This is a genomic window from Bradyrhizobium sp. BEA-2-5 (assembly GCF_032918025.1).
GTDB classification, from domain to species: domain Bacteria; phylum Pseudomonadota; class Alphaproteobacteria; order Rhizobiales; family Xanthobacteraceae; genus Bradyrhizobium; species Bradyrhizobium pachyrhizi.
In genome coordinates this window covers 6,945,390-6,958,956 of sequence record NZ_CP136629.1, presented here as the reverse complement: position 1 = coordinate 6,958,956, position 13,567 = coordinate 6,945,390, and the positions used below count along the sequence as shown (strand labels likewise).

At 57.8% G+C, this 13,567-nt stretch carries 9 protein-coding genes; 7 read left to right on the top strand and 2 right to left on the bottom strand.

Annotation, left to right across the window (positions count from 1 at the left end; all coding sequences use genetic code 11):
• Window positions 1-406: 406 nt before the first annotated feature.
• Window positions 407-1,624, top strand: coding sequence for a Xaa-Pro peptidase family protein (locus RX327_RS32515; protein ID WP_317248293.1), 1,218 nt, complete (start codon window positions 407-409; stop codon window positions 1,622-1,624).
• Between the two features lie 20 nt (window positions 1,625-1,644).
• Window positions 1,645-2,808, top strand: coding sequence for a M20 aminoacylase family protein (locus RX327_RS32510; protein ID WP_317248292.1), 1,164 nt, complete (start codon window positions 1,645-1,647; stop codon window positions 2,806-2,808).
• Window positions 2,809-2,876: 68 nt separating this feature from the next.
• On the opposite strand, the gene RX327_RS32505 is transcribed toward RX327_RS32510, so the two are convergent.
• Together RX327_RS32505 and RX327_RS32500 are read right to left on the bottom strand one after the other, a co-directional pair.
• Entirely contained in the window at window positions 2,877-4,526 is a 1,650-nt protein-coding gene (locus RX327_RS32505) for an MFS transporter (RefSeq protein WP_317248291.1), read from the bottom strand.
• Between the two features lie 711 nt (window positions 4,527-5,237).
• Entirely contained in the window at window positions 5,238-5,714 is a 477-nt protein-coding gene (locus tag RX327_RS32500) for an Lrp/AsnC family transcriptional regulator (protein ID WP_317248290.1), read from the bottom strand.
• Window positions 5,715-5,898: 184 nt separating this feature from the next.
• Here RX327_RS32500 and RX327_RS32495 point away from each other — a divergent pair, with 184 nt between their 5' ends.
• From RX327_RS32495 to RX327_RS32475, 5 genes are all read left to right on the top strand, one after another.
• Window positions 5,899-7,377 (top strand): NAD-dependent succinate-semialdehyde dehydrogenase, encoded by a 1,479-nt coding sequence (locus RX327_RS32495; RefSeq protein ID WP_410712211.1) that lies wholly within the window; start codon window positions 5,899-5,901, stop codon window positions 7,375-7,377.
• Between the two features lie 10 nt (window positions 7,378-7,387).
• Window positions 7,388-8,776, top strand: a complete 1,389-nt coding sequence (locus RX327_RS32490) for an aminotransferase (RefSeq protein ID WP_317248288.1) — start codon at window positions 7,388-7,390, stop codon at window positions 8,774-8,776.
• A gap of 490 nt (window positions 8,777-9,266) precedes the next feature.
• Window positions 9,267-10,391 carry an ABC transporter substrate-binding protein gene (locus RX327_RS32485; protein ID WP_317248287.1) on the top strand — a complete coding sequence of 375 codons (1,125 nt, stop codon included), beginning with the start codon at window positions 9,267-9,269 and terminating at the stop codon, window positions 10,389-10,391.
• A complete protein-coding gene (locus RX327_RS32480) occupies window positions 10,388-12,133 on the top strand; it encodes an ABC transporter permease subunit (protein ID WP_317248286.1) in 1,746 nt (581 codons plus the stop codon). Before RX327_RS32485 ends, RX327_RS32480 begins: the two co-directional genes overlap by 4 nt.
• Before the next feature lie 51 nt (window positions 12,134-12,184).
• A complete protein-coding gene (locus RX327_RS32475) occupies window positions 12,185-13,276 on the top strand; it encodes an ABC transporter ATP-binding protein (protein ID WP_317248285.1) in 1,092 nt (363 codons plus the stop codon).
• Window positions 13,277-13,567: the final 291 nt, after the last annotated feature.

The window sequence follows — 13,567 nt, the reverse complement described above, 5'->3', positions numbered from 1 at the left end:
CTCGCATTTGCCCAATCGCGTTCCAAGATAGTGAGTCAATTCTAGTGCCTAGCCATCGTACGATAGCACGAAGGCCATCACTGCCGAAACGGAGGTGCCAACTCAATTTACGCACCAAACCGCTTGATTGCACCTCAAGCGCTTTTTGGACGCGGACATGCTTGAATGCAAGTTCGCATGGTAATCTCTTGTGGCCTCGGCCAAACCAAACCGTAGTGGTCGAGATGGCGCGACGAGTGCGATGCGCGTTGCGCTGGCCATTGACCGAATGCGCAGTGTGGTAGTTCTGAACTACTAAACTTGGCAGTTGATACCGCCGCCTCAGAACGCTTCATTGCTAGGTGGAGCTAGGACCCTCGCGGCACAGAGACGAGCTCTGCCCGATCGATGAGCTCGACCAAAAATCATGCGTGCGACAGGAGAGCGCAGGCGCGGTATCGCCGAGCAGGTGGAGATGTTCATGGTTGCGACAATAGGTTCGGGAATTCCTTGGACAGCTGTTCCATTCCCAAAGTCGGAGTACGATCGCAGGCAGCAGAAGGTACTTGAAGCGGTAGCGCGCGCCGAACTGGATGCAATCCTGGTTACCGCGCACGGTCATCTAAGATATCTGACTGGATATCATGGATTTGGTGGGTATTTCGCGCCATTCCCGCTGATCCTAGCACCGGGACACGCGCCGATTTTTGTTGCGAGAGAGTACGATGCTGAGGCTGTACGTGCGGAGGGATGCGTCGAAGAGATCGTTCCTTATACTCACCAGCACGACGTGGCCAAAGTATGTGGCGATGTCCTTCGGCGGCATGGGTTTCAGAACCGGAGAGTAGGTCTCGAACTCGACTGCTGGAACCTCACGCCTGCTGATGTGAGTGCACTGCGAGGACAGTGTCCTGATATAAGGATCGCTGACGCATCCCGTCTGGTCGCGTCGGTAGCGGCAGTGAAAAGCGAGCTCGAGCTCGATGTGATGCGTCAAGCGATGGCGATGACCGATATCGCCGTGCGCGCGTTTCAGAACTTGGTTCGCGAAGGCGTGACCGAGATGGAAGTGTACGCGAGCATCGCAGGAGAGGTCAGCAAAGCCGGCGGCGAACTTTGGCGGTCCGTTACTCTCGTGTTCGGTGATCGGGCAAAGGTGCCGCACGGCGCTCCGACGCCTCATGCAATCCGAAGCAACGAACCCGCCATGGTAGAGCTCGGCGGCGCGAAGCACGGGTACGCTGCAGGGCTGGTTCGCAGCGCCGTGCTTGGTCGGCACCCCGAGGCCGAATCTTTGCATGCGCTTTCGGTTGAGGCTCTCGAATCCGCCCTTGCTGCGATTAAATCGGGGGTAAGCGCAAGCGTGGTGGATGCCGCCGTGCGCAAGGTGGTCGAGCGATCTGGGCGCCGGCGCGTCTTTCGCCATCGGACTGGGTACCAAACCGGTATCCATTGGACGGAACGCGGTAACCTGAGTTTGGAGCCCACCGCGGACGACATTCTAGAAGCCGGTATGACCTTGCATCTTCCTATTATTTTGTTCGGTGAAACTAAGTATCTGTTTGGCTGCAGCGAGCACGTGGTCGTCACAGGTTCTGGTGCGGAATTGCTCAGCCGTACGGACCACAAGCTCTTTCATGCATAGTTGTAAATTGTGGAAGCGCCATGGGCAGTGTTGAAGCGTTCCGATATCTGCAGAGCGAAGCAACTGCTTGGCGCCGCTATCTCCATGAAAATCCCGAACTCGATTACCGACTGCACAAAACGGCTAGATTTGTGGCCGAGAAGCTGGCTTCCTTTGGTATTGATCATATCGAAACGGGGATAGCTGAAACGGGCATCGTCGCATTGATTCACGGCAAATGCGGAGCCGGACCTACGATCGGGCTGCGGGCGGACATGGATGCGCTGCCGATCCTTGAACAGTCCGACAAGAACTGGTCTTCGAAAGCATCGGGCAAGATGCACGCATGTGGACATGACGGCCACATGGCCATGCTTTTGGGGGCCGCAAAGTACCTCGCGACGACCCGAAACTTCAAGGGCTCGGTTGCCTTGATCTTTCAACCTGCTGAAGAAGATGGATTGGGGGGTCAAAGGATGGTCCAGGCAGGCATCATGGATCGTTTCTCAATAGCCAAGGTGTTCGGTCTGCACAACGTTCCTGGGATGAAAGTTGGTAGCTTCGGCATCTGCCATGGCCCGATCATGGCTGCCCTCGACGAGTTCGACTTCATCGTGAAGGGGAAGGGCGGTCACGCGGCAAAGCCACATGAGACCATCGATCCAGTTGTCATCGCCGCACAGATCATTGTCGGCCTGCAAACCTTGGTTTCTCGCAACACGAATCCAATGGAGGCGCTCGTGATCTCCGTCACTAGATTCAACGCGGCTCAGGCCTACAACGTCATTCCGGATCAAGTGGAAATGGCGGGCAGCGTCAGAACCCTTGTGCCAGGTTTGCGAGACTTCGCCGAAAGACAGATTCTGGCGGCTGCGCGAGGCATTGCCTGCGGATTTGGCGCAGATGTCGAATTCAAGTACTGCAGATCGACCCCGGTCACCGTCAATCATCAGAAGGAAACTGATCTGGCAATCAAGGCAGCACGTAATCTCGCCGGGCCGGCATCTGTCGATGAGAAGATAAGCCCGCGGATGGGATCGGAAGACTTCGCCTACATGCTTGAAGCGAGGCCGGGCGCTGTCATTTTTCTCGGGAATGGATCGACAGCTAGCTTGCATCATCCGGCATATGACTTCAATGACGACGCCTTGCCTTATGGTATAGGCTATTGGGCAACTGTGGTCGAGACGGTGCTCCCTCCGTGAATTGTCGACTGGGTTGCACCGTGCTGGACGACTGACCTTGCGCTCTCCGCGCTCGTGCAACACGCAGTCTAGAGCTCGCTAGTGGCGTGCTCGGACACATCTCCCTTGCGCACAGATCCGAAGGGTCGCTCAAGCATGCGACGGACGCGCACGGGCTCAGGGTCGATGTGGAAAGCCATGGCTTGCTCCTCTAGCGCGCGCTCCGCCTGCGTCCAGCGGTTGCGTTGGCGCAAATAATCGAGCCACGTCGGGCAGTGATAGCGCTCGGTCCACAGCTCGGGATCGGCGATGTCACGCGCAATTGACCAACCATAGGCGCCGTTGCGTTGCCGGTACAACTGGACATCCAGCATCATCTTGTGAAACGCCCGGGCGTTTTTCGAGCTCACGCGATATTCGAGCTCAACCACCAGCGGGCCACTGCGGTAGGTGAGCGGGAGGCGCACTTTGGGATCGTCAAGCATCTCGGCGCCCTCGTCGCGCTCAGTGATGCGCGGCATAGGAATCCGACACCCAAGTAGCAGCAAGAATAGCATCAGCGCGGCAGATACGAGCAGGGTGGTATCGACACCGATGATATCGGTAAGGCGGCCCCAGCCCCAACTGCCAACTGCAATGCCCCCAGAGAACGCAGCCTGCCATGCCGCAAGGGCGCGCCCTGCGACCCAACGCGGAGCGGAGAGCTGCACGCCAATATTAAACAAAGTCCATATAATCGTCGATACGGCGCCCGCTAGAACCAGAGCAGCCATTGTCAATATTGGACTTCGACTGAGCGCGACGGCCGCGATCGCGCCGCTCATCGCCAGAGTGCAGGCGCGGACCGCAGCTTCGCCGCTCATCCGCTCACGCATTTTCCCGATGTTGAGACCTCCTACGACGGCGCCAAACCCGAATGCGCCCAGCATGATGCCGTAGGTTTGCGCGCCACCGTGCAACTGGTCGCGGGCGACCAGCGGCATCAGTGCGTGCATCGCGCTGCCGATGATGCCGGTTGCCATCGAGCGGATTACGACAATCTTGATCGAAGGGGAATTGAAGATGTAACGCACGCCCGAGACAATGGCGCGACGGAAATGTTCGCGCGGCAGCCGCGACGGCTCCGTCACAGGCTTCCAGAGCAACAAAGCCAGGATTAGTGGTAGATAGAGGAGTACGTTGGCTGCAAAGGCTGCCATCGCGCCTGCCGCCGCTACGACAATGCCGCCGATCGCGGGCCCGAAGCTGCGCGCAATGTTGTAGCTGATGCCGTTCAGCGCAACAGCTGCCGGGAGCGTGTCGACCGGGACCTGCGCGCCAACAGAGGATTGCCAAGCAGGGCCCATCAATGCCATGCCACTGCCGACGACAAGGCAAAACACCAGCAACAAATCTGGGGTGGCAAGGCCGGACCACTCGATTGAAGTCAGCGCCGTTGCACCGCTGAGCGCGATCGAGAGCGCAACCAGCATCACGCTTCGGCGGTCATACATGTCGGCGATGGCGCCGGCGGGCATCGAGATCAACATGATCGGGAGCATCAGTGCGGTCTGCACCAGCGCGACTTTATCGGCTGACGAGGTCATCTCTGTCATAGCCCAGGCCGCACCGACGCCCTGGATCAGGATGCCGAAGTTCGACAGCAGACTGGCCAGCCAGATGCGCCGGAAGGCAATATAGCGTAGCGGCACAGTAATACTGCCGACGTTTGGTGTCCGTCGGTTCGACGAATGAATCATATCGACTGCCGGTTCGCTTGCGATCGGTTGAATCTGGAGAAAATCAGCAGCGGTTCGGCAAGATGGGCGCCGGCAGGCGCTTTCGCCTGGTTTGATATCTGCAGCTTACGCGCGAAAGTCTCGCGAGGTTCGATGAACTCCGACGGGGTCCCCGGGGGATTGTACTGGGCATCAGGCGCGGAAAACGCCGGCTTTAGCGCGGTGGCCGCCAAGCCCTCCGCGCGTGGAGTTGTTGACTTGATTGTCACAGCGGCGCTGTTCCGCAGATGGGGCGCCGTGATATCCCGCCTCTGAAGCGAGTTCGCCGTACCTAAGAAGGGTGCACTATGCTCGCTCGTCGCGTCAACTTCGAAGTTGGTCGGGCTATTAAGACTGGTAAACATGATATCGACATGTGGTGCGGCCAGAAGAAAATTGGTAGTGTCTCAGCCGGCCTCCCCGCGAATGTTTCAAGGCGCGGTTCTCGTGCGCCACAGTTTCATCAGAATAGATGGGGCACTCAGTTTACCAAGCATCTCGGTGCGGAGTTGCACTCTGGCTGGCGCACTTTCCGTGGCTTGATTTTGTTGACGCCGATTGGGCAGTATCTACCGCCAATGGAAATAGCATTGCGGGAAATTACACGGACGAATGTGCGGATTTTTCGCGTTGTAGCTCGATAAGCGACGGAAAACAGCGCAAAAAAGCAGGAGCCCGGGACGCGAGGGCGTATCAATCTTGGTGCGGAAGCTCGATCGGAAGCGCAAAGGCAGCTTTGACGCGATCCATGACGACCATTGTCTTGAAGCCCTTGATGTCAGGGTTCTCGTAGAAGAAGCGTCGCGTAAACACCTCATAGTCCTCCATGGTCCGCGCGGTGATGTATAAAACGAAATCAGCATCGCCGGTGACATAAAATCCGTTGACGACTTCAGCGGACGTTTTGATAGCCTTCTTGAACCTATCTATGATGTCTGCACGCTCGCGCTCCAGGCTTACGAGCACAAGCATCTGGATAGGTCGTCCCACTGCCTTCGCAGAAACAATCGAGACATCAGCCTCGATGATGCCTTCCGAGCGGAGACGCTTCAATCGCCGTTGACAAGCAGTAGCGGAGAGGCCAGCAAGTTCGCCGATCACCTCGGAAGTCAGGCGATTGTTCTTTTGCACAATCTCCAGGATACGGGCGTCTGTTCGGTCGTATTGCATAATTGGGCTCCGGGTGAATTCCGCTGCAAACCTGCAAGGTCCTGCAGGAAACCGTCCATGCGACGGTAGAAAGGGACGTAAACCCCACTGCGATATTAGTATCCTGATTGCTCGCGGAATTTCAACAAAGGGTCCCGGGGGCTGTCAAATGGGCTTACATCTCGCTCGGGACCACAATCCGAACCTGGTTGGTCTTGCTAAGGGGTACCTGAAGGAGCTGCGCCGCCGCGACTTTGTCGCGGGGGCCGCGTTGATCGACGGCCGTTGGGTTGCGGGCGATCACCGGGATATCGTCGTCGATCCTGCGACGGGCGAAGAGGTCGCCGTTGTCGCTCGTTGTCGCGCCGCAGATATGGATCTGGCGATCGCTGCGGCTGAGCGCTCTTTTGCTGAATGGCGAGAGTTGTTGCCGGAGAGGCGTGGGGCAATCCTGAAGACCTGGGCTTCATTGATGCTTGCGCATTCGGAAGAGCTGGCCATCCTGGTGACAAGCGAGCAGGGTAAACCGCTGGCTGAGGCGCGCGACGAGATTGCGTATGGCGCTGGGTTTCTTCAATGGTTTTCAGCCGAGGCCGAGCGCGCCTATGGGGAGTCGATCCCCAGTCACAAGGCAAGAAGTCTGCTTCAGGTAAAAATGCAGCCGATCGGTGTGGCAGCGGCGATTACTCCTTGGAATTTTCCAGTTGCGATGATTACGCGGAAGGCGGGCGCTGCTCTTGCCGCCGGTTGCCCGATCATTGTGAAGCCCGCGCCCGAGACGCCGCTGTCCGCTCTGGCCTTGGCGCGCTTGGCTGAAGAGGCTGGGCTCCCGCGTGGCGTGTTCCAGGTTCTGGTAGGAAATCCCATAGAGCTTTCGGCGCCGCTCTTGCGCGATGCGAGGGTGCGGGCTCTCTCGTTTACCGGCTCTACCGAGGTCGGTCGACTGCTTCTGGAGGGCTGCGCCCATACGGTCAAGAAGGTGTCGCTCGAACTCGGAGGGCATGCTCCCTTCATCGTCTTCGACGATGTCGATCTTGATAAGGCTGTGAGCGGGGCGATGGCCGCAAAGTTTGCGACCTCGGGACAGGACTGCTTGGCGGCCAACCGTATCTACGTGCAGAGGAATATTCATGGCGCCTTCGTCGAGGCGTTTGCTGCGCAGCTCGCTAAGCTCAAAGTTGGTCACGGATTGGCAGCTGCGACCGATATCGGGCCCATGACAAAGCGAACAGTCGCCGACAAGTGCAGGGCGCACATTGACGATGCGGCAGCGCAGGGAGCGCGGGTCATTTCTTCAAAGCACGACCAGGGCCTGGGTCAAAACTTTGTTCTTCCAACGCTGCTCAGCGATGTCACTGACGATATGCTGATTGTGAGAGAAGAAACGTTTGGGCCGGTCGCGGCAGTGCTTCCGTTCGAATCCGAGGAAGAGGTCATAGCCCGGGCCAATGCCACCGAAATGGGACTAGCCGCGTACGTCTACACCGACGGCTTGCGTCGAGCGCTGCGGGTCTCTGAGAAGATCGAATTCGGCATGGTTGGCGTCAATACAGCGTCCTTCACCGGCCCGCCAATTCCATTCGGAGGCTGGAAGCAATCCGGGCTCGGCCGCGAAGGATCGCGACACGGTGTCCAGGAGTATATGGAACTCAAATACGTTTGCTTCGGCGATCTGGCGGCTTAGGAGAATCGGTATGAACGATATGAAGACGATCGCCGAAAAAGATCGCGGGACTGTTCTGCACCCCTTCACCCAACTTAAGGATTTTGCTGGGGGAAAAATTGGCGATCCAACAATCATCACGGGGGGGAAGGGTATCCATATACAAGACGCGCAGGGACATAGTTACATCGACGGTTTCGCGGGTCTTTACTGCGTCAACATAGGATATGGCCGAACCGAAGTCGCCGAAGCTATTGCACGGCAGGCGTACCAATTGGCCTACTATCATACATACGCTGCGCACACGACCGAACAGCTGGCAAATCTGTCAGATCGCTTGGTGCGAATGGCGCCTGGCAAAGCCTGTAAAGTATTCTACGGATTGTCCGGTTCCGACGCCAACGAAACCCAAGCCAAGCTCGTTTGGTACTATAATAACCTACGTGGTCAACCCAGGAAGAAGAAGATCATCTCGCGCGAGCGAGGGTACCACGGCTGTTCAGTGATCTCAGGCTCGATGACGGGTATGTCATTCTACCATGATCACATGGATCTGCCTTTTGCCGGCATTTTGCATACAGGGGCGCCTCACTATTATTGGGGCGCCGAGCCGGGCGAGACGGAAGAATCGTTTTCTCGCCGGCGAGCAGGTGAGCTTGAAGAGCTGATTGTACGGGAGGGGCCGGAAACAGTCGGTGCCTTCATTGCAGAGCCGGTGTTGGGCACGGGTGGGATTACACCGCCGCCAAGCGGCTACTGGCGCGAAATCCAAGCCGTGCTGAGACGATACGACATTCTCCTCATCGCAGACGAAGTCATTTGTGGGTTTGGTCGAACCGGAGCTGACTTTGGCAGCAGGCTCTACGAGATGGAACCCGACCTCGTAACAGTGGCCAAGGGTCTGACGTCCGGTTATGTGCCGCTCTCTGCAGCTATCGTTGGTGAGAGAGTTTATGCTGTCATGGAGGAAGCAGCCGACCGTGTCGGAGCGTTCTCGCATGGATACACCTATTCTGGTCACCCCGTTGCGGCAGCTGCCGCTAATGCGGTCCTGGATATTGTGGAGAAGGAGCGGCTAAGTGAACGCGCGAGAATTGTCGGCTTGCATTTTATGAAGCGACTGAAGGAGCGGTTTGACCAACTCGAGATTGTGGGTGAAGTGAGAGGCGTAGGCTTGCTCGGTGCTGTTGAGTTCGTAGCTGATCGCGAAACCAAACGTCGCTTTGATCCGCAGCTCAAGGTTGGTGCCCGCATCTCGAAGGCGGCCCGCGATCGGGGGCTCATTGCGCGAGCCATGCCGCATGGCGACATTCTAGGTTTCGCTCCGCCGCTCGTCGTAACGGAGTCCGAGATAGACGAGATCGTTGAACGTGCTTATCGCGCGACAAGGCAAGTGATGGACGAACTTGCGAAAGAATAGCAATTTGAAAGGTCGGGTTTTCTATTCCGACTGAACCAATCGGCTCATTAATCCACCTTCGTCAGGTTTGTTACAGCCGGAAGGAGGAGCTGCTGAGATCGCATTCGAGGAAGGTCGGCCTGAGCACTCGATAGCGCATCGCACGCAGCGGAGTTATCATGATGGTCGAGGGTGCCGGATCGTCCGCGCGGTGGTCGATCGTTGCGTCAACCGCCGCGTGTCGCGGAGCGGACATGCTGGCGTCGCCGGGCAACCCGTCGTGGGCATTGCTCGTATCTTAATTCGTGAGCGGCGTGGAGTCGCCGGCACGTGTTTTGCACGGGCTGCGATGTGCCATAGCCCGATGGTGAAATTGTGAAGGATGAACTGCTAGTTGCAGTTTTTCTCCTAGGTGGGCCGTTTTTCGTAGTGTTTGTGCGTCGACACGCCGGTCGACGCATAAATGGTGCTGCCAAACGGTGTAGTGCTGCGTCAGTTAGGGAGGAGAGCCATGATCAAAAATGGCCATCTACATCATGGCTTCACGCGGCGCTCGTTTGTTGAGTCAACGGCTGCGCTGCTGAGCGTGCCGTTCGTTGCCAAGGCGACCGCGGCCTGGGCGCAGGACAAGCTTGTCGGTAGCGGTGAAGTTGTCGTCTTCAGCTATGGCGGATCTTACACGCAGGGCGCCAGAAATTACGTTTATGAGCCCTTCACGAAGGCAACAGGGATCGCCGTGGTCGATGTGGCCGCCGACGTTGCCGAGCCCCAAGTGAGAGCGATGGCCCGCGCCGGGCGGGTCGACTGGGATGTTGCCTTGGTTGACGGGCAGAACTACCCCAACATGCATGAGGCTGGTTTCTTTCAGCCTATCGACTACGGTTTGTGGGACGATGAGGCGCTCAAGGGGGTGCCGCAAAGCGCTCGCTTTAGTGACGCGGTCGTTGCATTCCGTTCGACGACGCTGCTTACTTATGATGAGCGTTCCTTTCCAAAGGCGGCACCGCAAAACTGGGCCGACTTCTGGAATGTCAAAGCCTTTCCCGGGCCGCGTGGGTTCAGTGCGATCGCCAGGCATATGGTCTTGGCGCTTGCGGCTGACGGCTTTCCAATCTCAGATCGCTGGCCTTTGACGGACGACAAGGTCGACAGAGCCCTTAAGAAGCTCGAAGAGATCAAGCCGAATATCGCGAAATGGTGGACGGCTGGAGGGGAGCCTGTTCAAGCGTTGATCAATCGGGAATTCGTGATGACCAGCTGTTACGATGGTCGCGCATTGTCGGCCATCCGTCAGGGGGCGCCTATTCGCATGGTGTGGAGCGGTGCTAACCTCGTCTACGTCTACTGGACAGTGCTCAAAGGCGGACCCAACAACGCAAACGCTCAGAAATTCGTGGCGTTCCTCAATCGCGCCCAGAGCGCTGCTGCGTTCACGCTCGGCACCAACCTGACAGGCCCGAATGTGAATCAGCTTCAGCATTTGCCGGCCGATCTCGTTCCGCTCCTCAGCATCACAGAGGGCAATGCATCCCAAGTGGTGGCTCAGGATGACGCGTGGCTCGCCGCTAAGCGACCTGACGGCAAGACCAATATAGATCACCTCCAGGAGCGTTGGCTGGCATGGCGGGCACAATGAGTTCGATCGCAATTGACAGCCGGGCGGATTCCTCGAGAACTCGTCCGACGCCTTGGGCTTGGTTGCTGTTGCCTGGAAGCATTTTTCTCGCGGTGCTTTTTGTCGTGCCGCTCGTCGGCCTTCTGCTGCTCTCATTTGGAATGCCGAACTGGACGCTGGCGAATTTCCTGCGCATCGGCGAGACCCCTGTCTATCTCGTGGTGTTGCGCAACACGCTGGAGATCAGCGTTTCGGTGACTGCACTTGCATTCATCCTTAGCTACCCCATCGCATACGCCCTTACAACGGGTGGATTGGGGCTGCGTATCTTCCTGCTCATCGCAGTCGTGCTGCCGTATTTCACCAGTACCCTGGCTCGGACCTTTGCCTGGATTGTCCTTCTTGGGCGCAATGGCGTCGTCAACCAATTCTTGCTCGAGCTCGGCTGGGTGTCGCAACCAGTCGCAATGCTCTACAACCGGTTCGGAGTGATCCTCGGCATGACCCACATCGTCATGCCAATGATGATCCTGCCGATGTATACTGTCATGTCCAGCATTGACCAGAAGCTCATGCGCGCTGCGAGGGCGAATGGCGCGAGCCCGCTCGCCGCCTTCCTCACGATCTTTCTGCCGCTCAGCCTGCCGGGCTTGATTGCGGGGGTTCTGCTCGTCTTCATCTACTGTCTCGGCTTCTACATCACACCTGCATTGATGGGTGGGTTGTCGGATGTCATGATCACCATGGCAATCAGCTCGCAGATCTTGGAGCAACTCAATTGGAACTTCGGTGCTGCGCTCTCTGTGGTCCTTTTGGTCGCTGTCCTGGGTGTTTTGTGGATAGGCTCGCGCTTCTTCCCGATTGACCAGCTCCTGGGATTCTCCGACGGCAAGGTTGGGTCAGAAACCCTCGGCCGCCGCCAAATGGGTGCCCGCTTGTTGATGCGTGTTGGCTCGGCGGCCAACGCACTAGACCGCTGGCTACCCTCAATGGGAGGTCTAAGTGTTCCGGTCCTGGCAAGCATTCTGGCCGTGCTCCTCCTGCTGCCGGTAGTTATTGTTGCCTACTTATCGTTCAGCGCTTCATCCTACTTCGTCTTCCCGCTGCCAGGCTACTCTCTGCGCAACTACGAAGCCTATCTTTTCGATGCGTTGTGGGTGCGCGCCACCTTCACCAGCATTCGCATTGCGCTGATGGCGGCCGCCATGGCGACTGCGCTGGGCGGCATGGTTGCCTTCGGCCTGTCGCGCGGCGGGATGCCCGGTCGCGGAGCGATGGTGGCCCTCGTGCTCTCGCCGATCATCATGCCAACGGTCATCGTAGCGGTCGCGACCTATTTCCTGCTGGCGCGGCTGGGGCTACAAGGCACAGAGTTTGGCTTGGCACTTGGTCACGCTGTCCATACCATTCCCTACGTGGTGGTGATTGTAGTTGCGAATCTGCGCGATCTTAATCCGAGCTACGAGCGTGCGGCCCGCAGCCTTGGCGCCGGATCCTGGGCGACCTTCCGCACGATTATCGCACCGCTCGTCATGCCAGCGCTCATCGTCGCCAGCTTCTTTGCGTTCCTAACCTCGTTTGACGACGTCGTCTACGTACTGTTCCTTGGTATCGGAAAGATCACGACCTTGCCGATGCGCATGTGGGAGGGAATCCGGCAGGATATAAGTCCCACCATTGCTGCCGTAGCCACGCTGCAGATGATGTTTGCGACGATTGTGATCGTCGTCGGTACGGTGCTGAGGCGACACAAGACCACCTGATCGGCTAGTAGGTCAACCACAACCAATGACGAATTAGCGTAGGGAGCTGAAATGTTGATGAAGGCGAGCGTGAGCGGCACTGGTGAGAAGACCGGAGGCATTGCGCTGCGTAATCTGCAGAAGCGTTACGGTAGTGCGGTGGCCGTTGACGAAGTCAGTCTCTGCGTGAAGCCCGGCGAGTTCATCTCGTTGCTGGGACCAAGCGGATCGGGAAAGACAACAACGTTGATGATGATCGCAGGTTTCGAAATGCCCGATAGCGGTCAGATTCTGCTGGATGACGAGGACATCACACGCCTGCCGCCTCATCGACGCGAACTCGGTGTGATTTTTCAGAACTATGCGCTGTTCCCGCACATGACAGTCGCCGAGAACGTTGCCTATCCGCTTCGGATGCGACGTGTGGCAAAGAGGGAGGTCGAAGCGCGGGTTCATCGCGCTCTCGATCAGGTGGATCTTGGAGCGTTGGCCTCACGCCGCCCACACCAAATGTCCGGCGGTCAGCAGCAAAGAGTAGCGATAGCACGGGCATTGGTCTTCGAGCCGCCGGTCCTTCTTCTTGACGAGCCGCTGGGGGCGCTGGACAAGAAGTTGCGCGAGCATCTCAGAAATGAGATCAAGACCCTGCACAAGGAGGTCGGTAAGACGATGATCTACGTCACGCACGACCAGGATGAGGCGCTCGCCATGTCGGATCGGGTTGCGGTGATGCACCAGGGTCGGATTCGACAGGTCTCTGCACCTCAGGATCTCTATCGCAGGCCGGCTGACTTGTTCGTCGCGGGCTTTGTCGGTGAGGTCAATCTCATCTCGGCGAAGCTCAAATCCGGCGTTGCTTATGGGCCTGCAGGCGAAAGGTTGCCGGCCGCCCCGTGGACGGACGCGGACAGAGACGCGACGCTTTGCGTGCGGCCCGAGCATCTGCATCTCGACATGAACCCCGCTGGCTCATCAGGTGGAATGCAAGGGCGCATCACGGGTATGACCTTCGTCGGAGATGCTACCATCTTCGAGTTCCGTAGCGAGTCCGGACTGCAATTAACGTCCAAGGTGCTGAACGTATCCGCCGAAGCAATGCCTGACGTCGGGGATTCATGTGTCGCCTGGTGGGCCGCAAACGACGCAACCATTCTGATAGAATAGCTGGCGGGCTAGGTTATCCTCGTCAGGGCGCTGTACTCATTTGAAAAAGGACCGGTGCCGTGCAGCGCGGAACGCAACACTTCGATCAGGGAGACACGCTCGATACCAGGGAATGACTGATGCGATCGTGATCGGAGCTCCGCTTCCAATGAAGCGTGATCTTATGGCGCGCACGCTGATGCGATTGTAGCGTTGGATAGTCCCATTCATTTTGAGAGCTCGCCCTGGTTGATCCGCGCGCTAATGTTAAACTCCACAGGAGGCGTCCAAGCAGATGGCGGCTATTCCGCG

Bases quoted from the DNA above. Each gene is read 5' to 3' on its own strand.
- RX327_RS32515 (WP_317248293.1), top strand. From the start codon at position 407: ATGCGTGCGACAGGAGAGCGCAGGCGCGGTATCGCCGAGCAGGTGGAG.
- RX327_RS32510 (WP_317248292.1), top strand. From the start codon at position 1,645: ATGGGCAGTGTTGAAGCGTTCCGATATCTGCAGAGCGAAGCAACTGCT.
- RX327_RS32500 (WP_317248290.1), bottom strand. From the start codon at position 5,714: ATGCAATACGACCGAACAGACGCCCGTATCCTGGAGATTGTGCAAAAG.
- RX327_RS32480 (WP_317248286.1), top strand. From the start codon at position 10,388: ATGAGTTCGATCGCAATTGACAGCCGGGCGGATTCCTCGAGAACTCGT.
- RX327_RS32475 (WP_317248285.1), top strand. From the start codon at position 12,185: ATGTTGATGAAGGCGAGCGTGAGCGGCACTGGTGAGAAGACCGGAGGC.
- RX327_RS32490 (WP_317248288.1), top strand. From the start codon at position 7,388: ATGAACGATATGAAGACGATCGCCGAAAAAGATCGCGGGACTGTTCTG.
- RX327_RS32505 (WP_317248291.1), bottom strand. From the start codon at position 4,526: ATGATTCATTCGTCGAACCGACGGACACCAAACGTCGGCAGTATTACT.
- RX327_RS32485 (WP_317248287.1), top strand. From the start codon at position 9,267: ATGATCAAAAATGGCCATCTACATCATGGCTTCACGCGGCGCTCGTTT.